This is a genomic window from Methylophilus sp. VKM B-3414 (genome assembly GCF_032248435.1).
Taxonomy (GTDB): domain Bacteria; phylum Pseudomonadota; class Gammaproteobacteria; order Burkholderiales; family Methylophilaceae; genus Methylophilus; species Methylophilus glucosoxydans.
Map to the genome: position 1 here is coordinate 307,291 of NZ_JAVTLI010000003.1, position 18,463 is coordinate 325,753.

Below are 18,463 nucleotides of genomic sequence, written 5' to 3' on the forward strand. Positions count from 1 at the left end.
ATGTCCGCCAAGCGCTTCATTCTCCTGATTGATGCGCAAGCATGGCGGCTGGTCTTATTTAAGCGCAATCAGTATTGCGAGCTGCGTTCGTTTGGTCCGGATGAAGCAGGGCTAGCGGCCATGTTAGGGTGGATGCAAACTTTCCCAGGCGCGCGTGTGGCGGTGTTAACTAATCTGCCAGAGGAGCACTATCACCTTGAGCTGATGCCTGTAGTGCGAGGGGCGGCTGGTCGTGCACTACTCAAGCGCAAGCTGGCGGCTTGGCCACATGCACAAGGCTTGCATACCGCCTTTCTACTCGAAACGATCAAGACGAGCCGTTTAGAAAACCGTTTTTTGTTTGCCGGGCTGTTTTCCCCACCACTGACTCACTGCTTGCCCGCGTTGCAAGCGGCAGCACTCAGCCTGCAAGGCATTTATACGCAAGCAATATTGTTGCCATATTGCTTGCCTGCAAACGCTCAACGCCTGAGTGATTGTATCTGTGTGCACGCTGAGCATACGACACTGTACTTGAGTTATTTCAAGTATCAACGGTTGTGTTTAAGGCGCCGCCTTTCAATGTCAACACAAGGGATGCAGGATGTGGCGTCTATGATCCCGGCGCTGACTCAGTTGCATCGTGAGCTGGTCAGCCAGTTTGGCTTATCCGAATCTGCAAGTCTGCCGGTGTTTTGCATCATCGCAGAAATACAGCAGGCTGAGAGGCTCACTTTACCCGCCCCTTTTCAATATCAACCTCTGACTGAGGCCGCGCTCATTGCGGCCGTGGGTGAAGGCTCGCTCCCTACCGGTCTCCGCGCGGTCGAGTGGGTCGCCATGCATGCGATATTGGCAGACCAGGCGCTCCCTAACTTGGCCCCTGAGGCCAATCTCTTGCCAGAGAAACTCAAGCGGCTACAACGAAATATCCACTTGGCAGGCGTGGGGCTTGCGTTGCTATTGGCGCTGCTAGCCGGCTTCAATGCGCTGGCAACTCAGCAACTGAATACGCAAGCCGGGCTGGTGAAGGCCCAGCTTGATGAGCCAGAGGCGATGCCATTCGCCGGGGGACTGCGCGCTGAACAATTGCCAGCGATTCATGCCTTAACCCGCACGATGCAAGCGATCAGCGCCTCCACCCGATTACCCGATCAAGCCTTGCATGACTTGCAGCCGATGCTGACTGGCTTGCGAGATTGGCAACTGATCCGACTCGAATGGCAGGCAGAGCGTCCTGAATCAGCAGACCCTGATGCGCATCAAACTCAGTCATTGAAAATGACTTTTCAACAACGAGAAACAAGTCAGCACGCGCGTGCCGTACTTGAATGGCAACAGTTGATGCAGCGTTTAAATCAGTTGCCATCAGTCAAGCAGCTGCAAACAGAGACCTCCAGTCAGCAAAGCACGACGAATGGTCGCCAGGGCAGTACAGATCCGCTAGCCATGCTGGGGTTGCAGCCGATGCTCACGCTGACTTGGGCAGCCGTGCAACAGGAGGGGTGGTGATGGTTCGGCAAGTGTGGGTGGCATTAAAACAAACCTTCTTGGTTTGGTTAGGCGTGATGAGCTTGTTAGTGGTGTGTACCCTGTTGCAGTATCAAAGACGTGAAGAAGCCGAACAAGTCTTGTCTCAGCTAGAGGCACAGTGGCAGCAACGCCAACAACAAGCGGCTTATCAGCAGCATTTTGCTGCAGAGATCGCTACCTATTTGGCGCTTCGCAAGCAATGGCAAAACATCGGGGTGATGTCGCCCTTGAATGTGCCTGCATGGGAAAAGACCCTTGCCGAAATGCAGCAGGCATCTGGCCTGAGTCATCTACGCTATGAGTTCTTGCCGACCACTCCTTGTGATCTTGCCCTGTGTTTGCCGCAAGCATCCTCTGGCCAGCAAGCCGACATCAAAGTGATGCTTAGCCGTCTACAGCTCGCATGGTCGGTCAAGCATGAAGCAGACATATTGGCATGGTTACAAGCGTTGGCCAAACAATATGCAGGTGCGATTAAAGTCCATCATTGTGTCTGGACAGTGACGCCGTCATTCGTTCAGATTGATGCGCAATGTGAGCTTCATCTGTTTAATTTCCCTGACATGTTTCCCAATCCGTCGCCTATGCAGCCATGATTGTTTGTTCACATTTTCAAAGAGGAATTGCAATCTGGGCGCTTTTACTGCTGTTGTCCGGCATGGCGGGCATGCTGGTTTATCCCTTGGTGGGCCGTGAGTTTTCCAGTCAGGCGTCGTTGCACAAAACCATGACGGCCTTGGCCAAGGCCGAGCAGGCCTTGCTTGCCTATGCGCAGCAACCCTTGGGCACTACGCCTTGTGAGTTGAACTGCCCTCGCCCGGGCGATTTGCCTTGCCCAGACCGTAATAACGACGGCATTGCCGAAACCTCATGCAGTAACTCCGCCCGCTTGGGCAGGTTACCCTGGAAAACACTGGGTTTAGGCGACTTGCGTGATGGCAGTGGCGAGCGCTTGTGGTACGCAGTGTCAGAGCGCTATAAAAATAATCCGCGCCTGCGTCCTTTGAATCTGGACACGCAGGGCAGCTGGAGCATGATGGCCAACAATGGGCCGACTTGGGATGCCAGTGTGGGCAATGGCGTTGTGGCTGTGGTGATTGCCCCCATGCAGCCGCTGTTGAGGCAGGATGGCTGGCAGCAACGCCGCTTGCAGCCTGACGATGGTGCTAAGGAGTATCTGGATAGTGATGGGACCTTGGATAATGCCAACCCGACAGAGCACAGCGATCACGGCTTTGTCATGTCGCCTCCGACTACACAATTTAATGACGTGGTCTGGCCAATCTCGGCAAGTCGCATGCATCAAGTCATGCAAAAGCAGGTGTTATCAGAGCTTAAGCGAGCATTTACTTGCACGTCCAGGCCATGTGCGCCTTTACCTGTGCCAGCATCCATTTCGGACGCGAGTTGTTTAGGTGCACAATCATTGCAAGCCGGCCAATGTATGTCTGCTCAAACAACTACGCTGGGCCGCTTGCCGGTCGATAGCGACCTGCACGGCCCACTTGCAAATCAAGCCATGCTGGATGGTCAGGCCATGCATCACTGGTTTCAGCAAAATGGCTGGCGGGAGCAGGTGTTTTATCTGCCGCGGTCCTCGCAAGTGCTCTTAATTGTGTCTGGCGAGATGTTAGCCGGGCAATTACGACAGACGGCTACGCAAAAAAGCGAGCATGCAAATTTTATCGAGATGTCGACAGTCTCTGTGTTGGGTTTGACCGGCGTTACCGCATGGGATGCACCCAGCAATGATCAGTTGGAGCAAATCGCCAGATGAAGGATATCAGCGCGCATTTGTCTCGACCGCAATCTGCTCTGCGCGGTTTCAGCCTGCTTGAAATGGCGATCGCTTTGGTGATTTTAAGCCTGATGATGGGCTGGCTCATGACGCCCCTCAAGGTGCAATACGGATTGCAGAAATATCAGCAAACCGAACAGCGGCTGAATACGGCGCAACAGGCCTTGCTTGGCCATGCCCTGATTTATCATTACCTGCCGTGTCCTGATACCGACCAGCCGCCCGATGGGTGGGAGAATGTATTATCCAACCAGACCTGCGCCAGTGATGAGGGCTGGTTGCCATCGCAGCAATTAGGGGTAGTCGCCACCGATGCCTGGGGTCGTTTCTTTCGCTATCGCGCAGACAGCACGTTTACTCATCACAGCCAGTGGTTCTCGGTAGCTGCGGCCGAAGGTGCCAGCAATATTCAAGTCAGCAGTGAGACTGGCCCGGCCACCAGCGGGCCTAGCCGACCGGCGGCGATTATCCTTTCACATGGCGAAAACGGGCTGGGTGGCATACAATCCGTGTCTGGCGGCGGCGCCTATGCCATGCCTGCACCCGAGCACGCGGATGAGCGTGAAAATGCAGATGGCGACCTGGCCTTTGTTGATCAGGCACAACAACAAACGGGGACGGCCGTGTTTGATGACCGGCTGATCATGCTGTCGCCCAAGGTGTTGATTCAGCAAATGGTACAAGCGCAACGCCTGCCATGAATAATTGGAAAATACATGCAAGACGATTTGTTGTTACGCTACAGTCGGCACATCATGTTGCCGCAAATTGAATATGCAGGGCAAGAAAAGCTCACGCAAAGTCATGCCCTGATTGTGGGAGCTGGCGGCTTGGGGGCCCCGGTGGCGATGTATCTGGCCGCAGCCGGGGTAGGTACGCTGACCATTTGTGATTTTGATCAGGTAGACCTCACCAATCTGCAACGTCAAATTATCCATACTACGGCAGCGGTTGGGCAAAACAAGGCCTTGTCGGCCCAGGCCACGATTGCGGCCCTCAATCCTGAAGTCAACGTCCATGTCGAAACGACACGGCTCAATGACGAGGCGCTTGCCGCACGGGTCTTGGCGGCAGATGTGGTGATTGATTGCTCGGATAACTTTGCCACGCGCTACTTGCTCAACCAGCTTTGTTTTGAGAGTAAAAAGCCTCTGGTCTCGGGGGCGGCCATCCGCTTTGAAGGGCAATTGAGCGTGTTTGATTTCCGCCATGCTGACAGCCCTTGCTACCACTGCTTGTATCCAGACGTCGGCGATGACCAGGCCTTGCGTTGTGCAGACAACGGCGTATTTGCTCCGCTGGTGGGTATGATAGGCACAGCGCAAGCCGCTGAAGCCATTAAAGTATTGCTCAATATGGGCCAGACCATGAAAGGCAGGTTGCTATTGCTGGATGCGCTCAGTGCAGAATGGCGCACCATACGCCTCAAAAAAGACCCTTCCTGCGCGGTGTGTGGTCAGGCGGAATCTGTGGGCTGAGACTGTAACGACGCCACCAGTTCCGTAATCTCCCACTCGCAGCCGGCACACCCTGACAGCGCGCCAGAATAGCGCGAGATGCCATCCAGATCTTTACCTTGCCTGACTAGCTCGATAATCAGGCCGCGCGTGGTGCCGCTGCAACTGCACAGCACCTCTCGGGGATCATTTTCAAGCAGGTCGGCCATATTTCCTTTTGTGCCCAAGTGTATTGGGTCTCAGCGCAGACAGATAGTGTGATTGTGCTCACAATTAACGTATTCGTTTCAAGCTAGACCAACAATACAGCAATTGGTTTATCTCATTGTTTAATCTACGCAGATGCGTCCAACCCGCCTAAGCTGTTCGCACTCAGGCGGTATGTCGACGAGCCAATTAACTGAGTTTGGCCAGCTGCGCCTGCAGTTTTTCCATGCTAGCGCTAAACTCGGCCAAACGGGCTTTTTCCTGCTCGACCACGGCCGCCGGGGCACGGGCGACAAAGCTTTCGTTGCCCAGTTTGCCATTGGCTTTGGTGATTTCGCCTTGCAGTCTGGCGATCTCTTTGCCTAAACGCTCTTTCTCGGCGGCAACATCAATTTCTACCTTGAGCATCAATTTGAAGTCACCCGCCAGCATCACAGGTGCATCGGCTTCTGGCAGGTCGGCGACGATATCTACATTATCCAGCTTGGCCAGCGACTTGAGGTAAGGCGCATAGGCGGTCAATGCCTCGGCATCCCCTGCGGCAATCAGAGGCACTTTGGCAGCCGGAGAGATGCTCATTTCGCCACGCAGGCTGCGGCAGGCTTCCACTGCAGTTTTGAGCGTGGCTACCCAGGCTTCGGCCTGTTCGTCAATTTTCTCCAGATCGGCTTTCGGGTAGACCTGCAACATAATGCTCTCAGTGCCACGCGACTTGTCCTTGAGTTCGGTCATCGGTGCCACCGTCTGCCAGATCTCTTCGGTGATAAACGGAATAATCGGATGTGCCAGCCGCAAGATGGTTTCCAGCACTCTTAACAGGGTACGACGGGTCGCGCGCTGTTCGGCTTCAGTGCCACCTTGTAACTGCACTTTGGCAATTTCCAGATACCAGTCGCAATACTGGTCCCAGACAAACTCGTAGATCGCCTTGGCAGCGAGGTCAAAGCGGTAGTCGTTAAAGGCGCGCTCCACTTCGGCTTCGGTGCGTTGCAGCAAGCTCACAATCCAGCGGTCGGCCTGACTGAATTTGCGGCCACCGGCTTCGCAATTCTCGGCGCCAAAGCCATTATCTTTGCCTTCTGTATTCATCAGCACAAAGCGGGTGGCGTTCCACAGCTTGTTGCAGAAGTTACGGTAACCTTCACAACGTTGCAGGTCAAACTTGATGTCACGGCCGGGTGAAGCCAGGCTGGCAAAAGTAAACCTTAAAGCATCCGTACCATACGCTGCAATGCCTTCCGGGAATTCCTTGCGGGTGCGTTTTTCGATTTTTTCCGCATCTTTCGGGTTCATCAGGCCGGTGGTGCGTTTTTTCAGCAGCGATTCCAGATCAATGCCATCAATCAAATCAATCGGGTCCAGCACATTGCCCTTGGACTTGGACATTTTCTGGCCTTCGGCGTCGCGGATCAGGCCGTGCACATACACATGCTTGAACGGGATTTTGCCGGTCAGGTGCTTGGTCATCATGACCATACGCGCCACCCAGAAAAAGATAATGTCAAAACCAGTGACTAATACTGAGGAGGGCAGGTATTGCTGCAAGGCCTGATTCTGCGCGTCCAGTGTTTCGTCGCCGGTCCAGTCTAAGGTGGAAAATGGCCACAGGGCAGAGGAGTACCAGGTATCTAACACGTCATCATCGCGCTTTAAATTACCGGTGTAACCTGCTTTGGCCGCCATCTCGGTAGCTTCTGCTTCATCATGCGCGACAAACACTTCGCCGTTTTCACCATACCAAGCAGGGATTTGATGCCCCCACCATAACTGACGTGAAATACACCAATCCTGAATATTATTCAGCCACTGGTTATAGGTATTTACCCAGTTTTCCGGGTAAAACTTGATCTGGCCATCCGCCACCACTTCGAGCGCTTTTTCGGTGATGCTTTTGCCATCTTCGCCCGGCTTGCTCATCGCCACAAACCACTGGTCGGTGAGCATGGGTTCAATCACGACATTGGTACGGTCGCCCCGTGGCACTTTGAGCTTGTGTTTTTCAACTTTGACCAGGAAACCACCAGTCTCCAGGTCGGCCACCACTTGTTTGCGCGCGGCAAAGCGCTCTAATCCTACCAAGTGGGCGGGTAAAGCAATCGCAGGTTTGACACTGCCATCAGCGGCATAGACTTCTGCAACTTCTGGCACGAAGCCTTGCAGGTTCAGGATCACAACTTTATCCAAGCCCTGGCGCTGGCCGACCATATTGTCGTTAAAGTCATGCGCAGGCGTGACCTTGACCACACCAGTACCAAACTCCTTATCCACGTAATCATCCGCGATAATCGGAATTTCGCGGTTACACAACGGAAGAGTCACGTTTTTGCCGATCAAATGCGCATAACGCTCATCCTCAGGGTGCACCATCACCGCCACATCACCCAGCATGGTTTCCGGGCGCGTAGTGGCCACAGTCAAGTGGCCGGAACCATCCGCCAGTGGATAGTTGATATGCCACATCGAGCCGTCTTCTTCTTCCTGCACCACTTCTAGGTCAGAAACGGCAGTGCCCAGTTTCACATCCCAGTTCACCAGGCGTTTGCCACGGTAAATCAGGCCTTCGTTGTACAGACGGACAAAGCTTTCGGTGACGACCTTGTTGAGGCCGGCATCCATGGTGAAACGCTCACGGCTCCAGTCGGGTGAGGTGCCCAGGCGGCGCATTTGTTTGGTGATGGTGCCACCGGAGTATTCTTTCCATTCCCAGACTTTTTCGAGGAATTTTTTGCGGCCCGCGTCAGCCCCAAACTCTTCAACAAGGCTATGGCGGCTCACGCCTTGCGCATCGAGCTGGCGCTCGACCACAATCTGCGTGGCAATGCCTGCGTGGTCGGTGCCTGGTTGCCACAAGGTGTTATCCCCGCGCATACGGTGATAGCGGGTCAGCGCATCCATGATGGTCTGGTTAAAACCGTGGCCCATGTGCAGCGTGCCGGTCACGTTGGGTGGCGGCAGCAAAATGCAGAAATTATCTTTGACCTCCGGGTTCATGCCGGCGGCGTAATAGCCTTTGCCTTCCCAAAAAGCATACCACTGGCTTTCAATGGTTTTCGGATCAAAGGATTTAGCGAGTTCGCGAGGTGTTTGTGCGTTTTGAGTAGAAGTAGTCATGCGCGTGATTTTACCACAGCCGCTTGGTTGATCTGGTGCTTGCCGCCATGTCGCGCTAGTCCTGTCATATTAAATTCACTGTCAGCGATTAATTTAGTCAAAATTTTTTAATTCTGGAGTTTTGACATGACTTTTAAACTAGCCGCCATGACCGTGGCGATTTCACTGGCATTGCCTACCTTGGCAAATGCAACCCCTTCATTGATCGCGATGGGCAGTTTGTCCGGGACCACGGACTTGTCCAGTTTCACTGGCATGTTGGAAAATGGTGTGGATCATCAGAATGTATTGGGTGGCATGGGTTCTGGCCTGGCTTGGGCAGGTGGTAGTACTTTCCTGGCGTTGCCAGACCGTGGCCCGAATGCTACCGAGTATAATCCGCTGGTAGACAATACCACTTCTTACATTTCGCGCTTTCAAACGCTGAATCTCAGTTTGCAACAAACTTACAATGGTTCGAGCTACAGTTATAACCTGACCCCGACATTAACTGGCACCACGCTGTTATACAGCAATACGCCACTTAACTACGGCACCGGGGCCGCTGGCACAGGTAGCGTGGGCGGCCAAAACTACACATTGGGCAGTGGCGCGACGGTAAATGCAGGTAAATATTATTTTAATGGCCGTTCAGATAACTTTTTGGCGGGTACCAACTCCAGCAACTCGAATAATGGCCGTTTCGACCCAGAGGCCATCCGCGTTTCTAACGATGGCAAAAGCGTTTATATCAGCGATGAATATGGCCCTTATGTCTATCAGTTTGACCGCGCGACCGGCGCCAGAACCAATGTCTACAACTTGCCTTCAGCATTTACTGCGCAAAATTTGAGCAGCCAGGGTGCGAATGAAATCAGTGGCAATACCAGCGGCCGTGTGGCCAACAAAGGCATGGAAGGCCTGGCCATTACGCCTGATGGCAAAACACTGGTTGGTTTTGAGCAAAGCCCGCTGATTCAGGATGGTGGCGATGGTGGTCGTACCAACCGTATCGTGACGATTGATACGAAAACGGGGGCTACCAAGCAGTATGTCTATGACAACTTCCTCTCTGATAAAAACAAGAGCTACAACATCAGCGAGATTCTGGCGGTCAATGACCATACCTTCTTTGTGCTTGAGCGTGATGGCAAGGGCGCGGGCGATGGTTCCAAGGCGGATGTGAAACGTATCTACAAAATCGACCTGAATGATGCAAATGGCGATGGCGTCGTGGGTGACCAAGCGGTAGATATTGGCTCATTGAACAGTGGTGCTGGCATCAGTGGCCAAAATAACCTGCAGAGCTATGCTGTGCAAAAAAGCTTGTTCCTTGACCTGAAAACAGCACTTGTGAATGCTGGTATCAGCAATACTAATATACCTGCCAAGCTCGAAGGCATGACTTTTGGCGAGGATATCATGGAGGGTGGCGTGCTGTATCACACCCTGTACGTGGCCAATGATAATGACTTTGTGCCAGGCATCGCAGGGGACAACAAGTTCTTCGTGTTCAAGTTTACCGATGCAGACTTGAATGGCAGTCAATTTGTGAACCAGGCATTGTCCGTCAGTGCCGTGCCTGAGCCAGCCAATGTTTCGATGCTGATTTCTGGCCTGTTTCTGATGGGTTGGTTGCAACGTCGTCGTCAGCGCTAATCGAGCTGTTGTGAGTAAAAAGCCGCCTTTGCAGGGCGGCTTTTTTTATGCGGCTGGATCGTTTGAAAATCGTTAATCGTCGTTGGCAAACACCAGCGGCTCAACTTTTTTCCAGTAGCGGCTAAACCGCATCAGCTCATGGTCGCTGAAGTGGGTGTCATAGAGGCTGGGTTCTTGTAGCCAAGTAAGTCGTTCATCGTCAGCCGCTGCTTTGAGCAGCGCGTTCGGAGTGTTCTGGCTGATGATATGCCTCTGCGAATAGCTTGCCAGTACTTGTGCTGTGCTGCCAAGCCATATTTCTGTCTCTGGAATTTCGCTCAGGCAATCGGCCATGAATTGCAGGCGTTTCAGGGGCCATTGCCCATAAAGTGCAGGGTCAAATGCAAAGACGCGAGGGGCCTTACTCTTTAGTAGAGCATGCTCTGGCGATAACATTTCGTCATGAAGCCAAACCACAGCACTGTTGTCACGAAGGGGCAAATGCTGCGCTGTTATTTCCACAGGCAAATACACGCTGTGGCTGGCAGCAGCCTCATTACCTGTTTGCGGCGGAGGGGCGCCAAACAATTGTTGATGCAATGTTTCGTAGCTGGCATCGAACGGGCAACGCACAGGACATTGCTGGCACCAGTGTCCGCCGCCGAATTTGACGATATTCTCTTTGTTGAAGAAATAAGGTTTATGGCTAAAGCTGGCGCCTATCCATTGCCATGAGAGGTGATTGGAAGCTAGGTCACCATCCAGCAGGTTTTGTTCAAACCATTCTGCCGCCTGGCGCCAGTCTACTTTTAACCAGTGCAATACATAGGCTGCAAACCACATGCGGGCATGGTTGTGTACGTAACCCTCTTGCCGCAGCTGACGCACAATTTCATCCATGCATACCAGCCCGGTGAATCCTTGCGCAATAAAGTCAGGCAAGGGTTGTGTGCCCAGGGTCTCTTTAGGTGACTCCATGGGTTGTTTGATTGCCTCACCAAAACGGTACCAGACCTGCCTGAAGTAGTCGCGATAGCTGAGCTCGGCAATCAGTTTGACACCGCGCTTGCCAGCGCTTTGGCGGACGCTGTTCACCGTCTCTTGCAAGGACAGACAGCCATGGCGCAAGTAAGGCGAAAGCCGGGTGGCTGCGCCATCCAGATGATTCCGGGTCTGGTGATACGCATCGGCATCAATGGTCGCCAGTCGCTGCAATGCCGTGACGCGGCCGCCTTGCCAGCGGTCGTCCAAATCTGGTCCGCTGGCCTGCGGAAAGCAGGTGCGGATTTGTGCCAGCCGTTCCCGGCGGTCAGTCGCAAGCGTAAGGCGGACAGGCGGTTGAGTCATTCCCCCATTTTGACACAAGTAGTGATACCATGCGCTCAAAGATTCGTGGTCGTTTATTCATCGTGGTTTGGGGGAGCGGGTTATGCAGACAGGATGGTGGTGCGGATTGGGCCTGGTGCTGTTATGCTCGGAAATGCTGCTCGGCACCTTGTACTTGTTATGGCTAGGCATTGCCGCACTGGCAATGGCAGCGCTCACCCTGTTTTGGCCTGAGATGTCATTAGCCTTGCAAGCCCTGAATTATGCCGTGCTGGCGGCACTGGCCTTGGCCATCATGCGCAAGCTGGAGAAACGCAAGCCTGACTTGCGGGTTGGACAGGCGCAGGGCGAGGAGATCGGTCGTGAAGGCGTGGTGATTGAGGCTATTTCTCCCATGCAACCGGGCAAGATCCGGTTTGCACAAGGGGTATTGGGTAGCCGCGAATGGGTGGCATATGCCGATACGGCCATGGCTGTGCAACAAGCGGCAATCATTGTCGCCGTGGAAGGCAACAGCCTGCGTGTGGCGCCTGCCCACCACGGTTAATCGTTTTAATTATTGAGGGGAGTCGTCATGACCGAAGTCAGTGTCATTGTCATCGTACTGGTAGTGATCGCCATCGTGAAAGGGGTACGTATTGTGCCGCAGGGCGAAGAATGGGTGGTCGAGCGGCTCGGTAAATTTGCCGGCATTCTCAAGCCAGGCCTCAATGTGATCAACCCGGTATTCAGTAATGTCAGTTACAAGGTGACCACCAAAGACATCATTCTCGATGTCCCAGAGCAGGAGGTGATCACCCGTGATAACGCGGTGATTCTGGCCAATGCGGTGGCGTTTATCAAAGTGACTAATATCGAGCGTGCGGTCTACGGCATCGAAAACTTTCGCGAAGCCATGCGCAATATGGTGCAAACCAGTTTGCGTTCTATCATCGGCGGCATGGACCTGAATCATGCGCTGACCTCGCGTGACCGGATCAAGGCGGAGCTTAAAGAGGCGATTGCCGATGAGGCGCTGGACTGGGGTCTCACCGTGAAAAGTGTGGAGATTCAAGACATCAAACCCTCTGCCAATATGCAGGATGCGATGGAGCGACAGGCAGCGGCCGAGCGGGAGCGTGTGGCGGTGGTGACCGAAGCCGAAGGCGCCAAGCAGTCGTTGATCTTGAATGCCGAAGCCCGCCTGGAGGCCGCGCGTAAAGACGCAGAGGCGCAAATGGTGGGGGCCCAAGCCTCAGCGGCGGCGATTAAAATGATTGCGGAAGCGGTCAAGGAAAACAATACCTCCGCCACCTTTTTGCTGGGTGACCGCTATATTCAATCAATGCAAAAAATGGCCGACTCCAACAATAGCAAAATTGTGGTGCTGCCAGGCGATGTGGTGAGCGCGGTCAAAAATCTGGTAGGCGGCAGCAAGTAAGTCGATCAGGGTTAGCGTTTAATTGCCGCCACGCGCTGGGTTTTGGCGTGGCTGGCATATTTCCTGCATCACACTGCTTAAAATCATAATATTATTGAGGATCAGCAGTGGCTATACGCGTCGCTTTACATCACCGCACCCGCTATCAATTTGACCGCCTGGTCAATCTTTCGCCACACGAAGTCCGCCTCAAGCCCGCTGCCCACGCGCGCACGCCGATTTTGTCGTATTCGCTGACGGTTAATCCTGAGCAGCATTTTATCAACTGGCAGCAAGACCCCTACGGCAACTACATTGCCCGTTACGTATTCCCCGAAATGGTGCGTGAGCTCGACTTTACGGTCGATTTGGTGGCAGATATGACCGTCATCAATCCGTTTGATTTTTTTGTCGAGAAATATGCCGAGCATTACCCGTTTAACTATACCGAGCAGCAGGCGTTCGAGCTGACCGCCTATTTGCAGCCCGATCCGGTCGGGCCCTTGTTGCAGGCGTGGATGACGGAAATGCGGCAAGCCGTGATCAAACCCGAAGTCGGCATTGTCGACTTTCTGGTGGCCGTCAATCAGCGTTTGCAGGCTGAAATCGGCTATACCGTGCGCATGGAGCCGGGCATACAAACCCCGGAAGAGTCTCTGCAGAAGCGCACAGGGTCTTGCCGGGACTCCGCCTGGTTGCTGGTGCAAATCATGCGCCACCTGGGCTTGGCCGCGCGCTTTGTTTCCGGCTACCTGATTCAGCTCAAGGCCGACGTTGCGGCGCTGGATGGCCCCAGTGGCACCGACAAGGATTTTACCGATTTGCATGCCTGGACCGAGGTGTTTATCCCCGGCGCAGGATGGGTTGGCCTGGATCCTACCTCTGGACTGATGGCCGGAGAGGGGCATATTCCGTTGGCGTGTACGGCGATCCCTTCCTCGGCAGCGCCAGTGACTGGCTTTACCGATATCGCCGAGGTCACGTTCACGCATGAGATGACAGTAACGCGCATTCACGAAGACCCGCGCGTGACCAAGCCTTACAGCGAAGCGGACTGGCAGGCCATCCTCAAGCTGGGTGACAAGGTGGATGTTGAGCTCAAAAAACACGATGTGCGGCTGACGCAAGGCGGCGAACCGACTTTTGTGTCGATTGATGATATGGATGGCGCACAATGGAACACTCTGGCACTGGGAGATCACAAGCGGCAACTGGCCGGTGACCTGGCTTTGCGCCTGAAAGCGCACTTTGCCCCGGATGGCTTTTTGCATTATGGCCAGGGCAAGTGGTATCCCGGTGAGCCTTTGCCGCGCTGGGCCATCAATATTTACTGGCGCCCGGATGGCAAGCCAGTGTGGCGCGATGCCAGCCTGTTTTCAGCCGAAGGTCATAATGACGGCTATGGCGTAGCGCAGGCAGAAGCTTTTTCCCAGCATCTGGCCGACATGTTGGGCTTTCCCAAAGCTTGTGTGATTGCCGCTTATGAAGACGTGATGAGTCTCGCGCAACAAGAGCAGCAGTTACCGGTGAATCTCGATCCGCTCAAGCTGGATTTGCAGGATGCGACAGAGCGCAAACGGCTGGCAGATTTGCTCAACCAGGGCTTGGGGCAAGTGGTTGGCTATGTTATGCCGCTCAAGCCGGACGAGAGCCAGTCTGCCGGGGCATGGCTGACCAGCAAGTGGCCGTTGCGCCGTGAACATTTGTATCTGCTGGGTGGCGACTCGCCCATGGGCTTGCGCTTGCCCTTGTCGTCGCTGCCATGGCAGTTGCCTGCAGAGATGGAGCCAGAATTCCCCCTGGACCCGTTTGAGCCACAGGCAGCGTTGGCGACCGCCAAATCACCCACGGTGCGGATCAAGCACAAAACAGTGCAGCCGCTGGCCCGGGAAGTGGTCCATACCGCGTTATGCGTACAGGTGCGCAATGGCCGGCTGTATGTGTTTATGCCGCCAGTGAGTCGACTGGAAGACTATCTGGATTTGCTAAGTGCCATTGAGCAAACTGCGGCCGATTTGAAACTCAAGCTGTGGCTGGAGGGGTATACCCCGCCGCGTGACAGCAGACTCAAGTTGCTCAGTGTGACGCCGGACCCCGGCGTCATCGAAGTGAATATCCACCCGGCGAAAACCTGGAAAGAGCTAGTGACAAACATCAATGTCTTGTACGACGAGGCGCGTCTGTGTCGGCTCGGCACTGAGAAATTCATGCTGGATGGACGCCACACCGGCACCGGTGGCGGTAACCATGTCACGCTGGGTGGGGAAACGCCGGCGGATAGCCCCATGTTGCGGCGCCCGGATGTATTACGTAGTCTGATTACCTACTGGCAAAATCACCCCGCCTTGTCTTATCTGTTTTCAGGCACTTTTATTGGTCCGACCAGCCAGGCGCCGCGCGTGGATGAGGCCAGAGATGACAATTTGTATGAGTTGGCGATTGCTTTTCAGCAGATGGAACAAGCCTTACCCGCAGGCAAAGAAAGCGAGCAGCCGTGGCTGGTTGACCGGCTACTGCGCAATTTGCTGGTGGATTTAACCGGTAACACGCACCGCTCGGAGTTTTCCATCGACAAACTCTATTCGCCGGATGGCCCCACTGGCCGCCTCGGGCTGGTGGAATTCCGTGCTTTTGAAATGCCGCCGCATGCGCGCATGAGTTTGCTGCAAAGCCTGTTACTGCGTGCGCTGGTGGCCCGCTTCTGGAAAACGCCATATACCGGCAAACTGGTGCACTGGGGCACCGAACTGCATGACCGCTGGATGTTGCCGCACTTTGTGGCGCAAGACATCGCCGACGTGGTGGCCGATTTGCGCGATGCAGGTTATGCCTTTGAACAGCGCTGGTTTGAGCCCTTTGTCGAGTTCCGTTTTCCGCGCTATGGCACCGCGGCCTATCATGGCGTGGAGCTGGAGTTGCGCCAGGCCATAGAGCCTTGGAATGTACTGGGTGAAGAAATGGCGGGTGGGGGCACCGCGCGTTACGTGGACTCTTCCGTCGAGCGCATGCAGTTGCGTGTGCGGGGCCTGACCGATGGCCGCCATGTCGTGACCTGTAATGGCCGACCCTTGCCGCTGCAACCAACCGGCCATGCCGGGGAATATGTGGCTGGTATTCGCTTCCGTGCCTGGAGTCCTTGGTCAGCGCTGCATCCGACCATTCCGGTGCAAGCGCCGCTGGTGTTTGATCTGGTCGATACCTGGAGTGAAAAATCCCTGGGAGGATGTACCTACCATGTCTCGCACCCAGGGGGGCGCAATTACAATACGTTCCCGGTGAATGCCAATGAAGCTGAGGCGCGGCGTTTTGCACGCTTCTGGGCGCATGGCCATACGGCGGGCAAGGTGACTGTGGTAAAAGAACCACCGAATCCACGTTTTCCATTTACGCTGGACCTGCGATGGCAGCCGAATGTGTGAACATCCTGTTACACTCAAGGTCTTGTTTAAGAGGCCGCGCGTTTGAGTCGCACCATGATCCTCGCCTAACCACGCATGCAACCAGTGCTTAATCAACTTTATTTTTCTGACCGCTATAACGAACTGTTGGATAGCAGGGGCCAGCCACGTCCGCACTGGCAGGCCCTGGTTTCTCAGCTGGAGAGTGAAGAGCCTGCCGTCATGCGCAAGCGCATGGAGGCCGTGCAGCGTCAGATTCGTGATAATGGCGTCACGTATAACGTCTATGCAGACACGCATGGCGTGCAGCGGCCGTGGGATCTGGATGTCTTACCGCTGATTATCCCCTCGCATGAGTGGCAGCATATCGCTGCTGCCGTGGCGCAGCGGGCCACCTTACTCAATCAGGTGTTACTGGACGTATATGGTGAACAACGCCTGTTTGCCAGCGGCCAACTGCCGCCGGCGCTGATTTACGGGCATAACGGCTTTTTGCCTTCTTGTGTCGGCATCCCGCATTACGACAATATTGCCCTGCATAACTATGCCGTGGATATTGCGCGCTCGCCCAACGGGCAGTGGTGGGTGGTGTCTGACCGGACCCAGTCGCCCACCGGGGCTGGCTATGCGCTGGAAAACCGCACCATTATTTCCAGTGTGTTCCCCGAAATGTTCCGCGACCTCAATATTGAGCGCTTGAGCGGCTTTTTTGCCAGCATGCGTGACAGTCTGGCACATTGGGGGCACCGCGTTGCACAAAATCAGGCACAGACTGTCCCTGGCATTGCCCCACTGAGTCAGGGGGAGCCGCCACTGGTGGTGATTTTGACGCCAGGACCGTATAACGAAACCTACCACGAGCAGTCATTTTTAGCTGGTTATCTGGGCTATCCTCTGGTGCAAGGCAACGACCTGACGGTGCGCAACGGCGTGGTCTGGCTCAAAACCATCGCCGGGCTCAAGCCTGTGCACGCCATTTTGCGCCGCATTGACGATGATTATTGTGACCCGTTGGAACTCAACGCCGAGTCGCTGTTAGGCGTGGCCGGGTTGACCCAGGCCGCCCGACTGGGCAATGTGCTGATTGCCAATGCGCTGGGCGCCAACTTGTTGCAATCTGGGGCTTTGCTGGGCTTTTTGCCCAACTTGTGCCAGTCGCTGCTCGGGGAGTCGTTGCACATGCCTTCGGTGGCGACCTGGTGGTGTGGTGAATCTGCGGCGCTTGACTATGTGATCCAGCATCTGGATGATCTGGTGATCAAACCGGCTTACCCGCAAATGCAATCTTCGCCCATTTTTGGCGAGGATCTCAATGCCACGCAAAAAGAGGCGCTGATTGCCAAGCTGCGTGCGCAGCCCGGCCATTATATTGCCCAGGAACAAGTGGATATTTCACATGCGCCTGTGCTGAGCAATCATCATCACCAACCACAAATGGGCAGCTTGGCAGTGAGTTTGCGTGTCTATGCCTTTGCTACCCCCAATGGCTATGCGGTGATGCCAGGCGGCCTTTCCCGCGTCGCCAGCGGCAAAGATAGCCGCGTGGTGACCATGCAGCGTGGCGGCACCAGTAAAGACACCTGGGTACTTTCGGAGTTTACGCAGTCGGCGTTCAGTTTGTTGCGCAAAACCACCTCCAGTCAGGACCTGGTGCGTGAAAATACCTCGCTCTCCAGCCGCATGGCAGAAAACATGTTCTGGTATGGCCGCTATTCAGTGCGTAACCTGCAAAAAGCCATGATGTTACGCGCCACCTTGCGCGCCTTGCTCGAATACACGCCAGAATCGCGCGAAGGCGAGTGGCCGACCATGCAGGGCTTGTGTCAGTGGTTTGACCTGTTGCCCTCGCCTAAAGATGATGAAGAATGGGCGAAATGGCAACCTTACAGTGATGATGATATTGAGCCGTTGCTGGTACAAGCCGTGTTCTCGCAGCAGTCCGGCAGTCTGGCCACCAGCGTGCAGCAGTTGTATCAACAGGCGTTCAACCTGCGTGAGCGCATCTCCAATGACCACTGGCGGACCGTGAACGTATTGTCACGGCAGTTTATTACCCGGCACGCGCATGCCACCTTGCAGGATGCGATGTCGTATATCGAGCAGGCTGTGAATCATTTTGTTACCTTGACCGGCTTTGCCATGGACTGGATGACGCGTGATCTGGGCTGGCGGTTTATGTCGCTCGGACGGCGGATTGAGCGCTTGCAGTTTATGTGTGTGTTATTAAGCCGTGCCTTGCAAATGCCACAACATAGTAATCTTGAGTGGTTGCTACAAGTGACCAATAACCTGGTCACTTACCGTGCCCGCTACGCCTCGCAACCCGAATGGTTGCCTGTGCTGGATTTACTGTTGATGGATGGCAATAATCCCAATGCCATCGTTTTTCAAATCAAGGGCTTGGTGAAATATCTCGAAGAGATGGATGCCCATGATAATGCAGGCGGCATTGCCGCCGAGCTGAAAGCCTGCTGGCAAGCCTTGTTGCAACTGGACCCGGACACCTGCTTTATGCAAGGCAGTCCAGAGTTGTCAGCCTGGCTCAATCACACCTACGAGGTGACTTTAACGCTGTCTGACCGCCTCAGCCTGCGCTTTTTCAGCTATGCCAGTCCGGTCGTCATCTCTGGGCATTAAG

Annotated in this window: 13 protein-coding genes; 10 read left to right on the plus strand and 3 right to left on the minus strand. The window is 54.6% G+C overall.

What is annotated here, in order from left to right; genetic code table 11:
- Genes Q9292_RS03705 through Q9292_RS03725 form a run of 5 tightly spaced genes read left to right on the plus strand, consistent with a single transcriptional unit; the run spans window position 1 to window position 4,788 of the window.
- On the plus strand, window positions 1–1,491 hold the full coding sequence (locus tag Q9292_RS03705; RefSeq protein WP_313984893.1) for a hypothetical protein: 1,491 nt from the start codon (window positions 1–3) through the stop codon (window positions 1,489–1,491).
- Complete coding sequence (locus Q9292_RS03710; RefSeq protein WP_313984896.1) at window positions 1,488–2,108, plus strand: hypothetical protein; 621 nt, start codon at window positions 1,488–1,490, stop codon at window positions 2,106–2,108. The genes Q9292_RS03705 and Q9292_RS03710 overlap by 4 nt, the downstream gene beginning before the upstream one ends.
- Window positions 2,105–3,289, plus strand: coding sequence for a hypothetical protein (locus Q9292_RS03715; RefSeq protein ID WP_313984899.1), 1,185 nt, complete (start codon window positions 2,105–2,107; stop codon window positions 3,287–3,289). Before Q9292_RS03710 ends, Q9292_RS03715 begins: the two co-directional genes overlap by 4 nt.
- Window positions 3,286–4,011, plus strand: a complete 726-nt coding sequence (locus Q9292_RS03720; RefSeq protein ID WP_313984902.1) for a type II secretion system protein — start codon at window positions 3,286–3,288, stop codon at window positions 4,009–4,011. Before Q9292_RS03715 ends, Q9292_RS03720 begins: the two co-directional genes overlap by 4 nt.
- 15 nt (window positions 4,012–4,026) lie before the next feature.
- The gene (locus Q9292_RS03725) at window positions 4,027–4,788 is read left to right on the plus strand and encodes a molybdopterin-synthase adenylyltransferase MoeB (protein WP_313984905.1); all 762 of its coding nucleotides are present in this window, start codon (window positions 4,027–4,029) and stop codon (window positions 4,786–4,788) included.
- Here the strand turns inward: Q9292_RS03725 and Q9292_RS03730 are convergent.
- Entirely contained in the window at window positions 4,767–4,976 is a 210-nt protein-coding gene (locus tag Q9292_RS03730; RefSeq protein WP_194748975.1) for a (2Fe-2S)-binding protein, read from the minus strand. The genes Q9292_RS03725 and Q9292_RS03730 overlap by 22 nt on opposite strands.
- 187 nt (window positions 4,977–5,163) lie before the next feature.
- Window positions 5,164–8,085, minus strand: a complete 2,922-nt coding sequence (locus Q9292_RS03735; protein WP_313984911.1) for a valine--tRNA ligase — start codon at window positions 8,083–8,085, stop codon at window positions 5,164–5,166.
- Between the two features lie 126 nt (window positions 8,086–8,211).
- Between Q9292_RS03735 and Q9292_RS03740 the strand changes: the two genes are divergently transcribed.
- Window positions 8,212–9,723 (plus strand): esterase-like activity of phytase family protein, encoded by a 1,512-nt coding sequence (locus tag Q9292_RS03740; RefSeq protein WP_313984914.1) that lies wholly within the window; start codon window positions 8,212–8,214, stop codon window positions 9,721–9,723.
- A 72-nt stretch (window positions 9,724–9,795) separates the two neighbouring features.
- On the opposite strand, the gene Q9292_RS03745 is transcribed toward Q9292_RS03740, so the two are convergent.
- Window positions 9,796–11,049, minus strand: coding sequence for an FAD-binding domain-containing protein (locus tag Q9292_RS03745; protein ID WP_313984916.1), 1,254 nt, complete (start codon window positions 11,047–11,049; stop codon window positions 9,796–9,798).
- 82 nt (window positions 11,050–11,131) lie between these two features.
- Here Q9292_RS03745 and Q9292_RS03750 point away from each other — a divergent pair, with 82 nt between their 5' ends.
- The 4 genes from Q9292_RS03750 (at window position 11,132) to Q9292_RS03765 (ending at window position 18,462) form a co-directional block, all read left to right on the plus strand.
- Window positions 11,132–11,575, plus strand: a complete 444-nt coding sequence (locus Q9292_RS03750; protein WP_313984919.1) for an NfeD family protein — start codon at window positions 11,132–11,134, stop codon at window positions 11,573–11,575.
- Window positions 11,576–11,602: 27 nt separating this feature from the next.
- Entirely contained in the window at window positions 11,603–12,448 is an 846-nt protein-coding gene (locus Q9292_RS03755) for an SPFH domain-containing protein (protein ID WP_194748970.1), read from the plus strand.
- 107 nt (window positions 12,449–12,555) lie between these two features.
- Window positions 12,556–15,846, plus strand: coding sequence for a transglutaminase family protein (locus Q9292_RS03760; protein WP_313984924.1), 3,291 nt, complete (start codon window positions 12,556–12,558; stop codon window positions 15,844–15,846).
- Between the two features lie 75 nt (window positions 15,847–15,921).
- The gene (locus Q9292_RS03765) at window positions 15,922–18,462 is read left to right on the plus strand and encodes a circularly permuted type 2 ATP-grasp protein (protein ID WP_275357910.1); all 2,541 of its coding nucleotides are present in this window, start codon (window positions 15,922–15,924) and stop codon (window positions 18,460–18,462) included.
- Window position 18,463 lies beyond the last annotated feature (1 nt).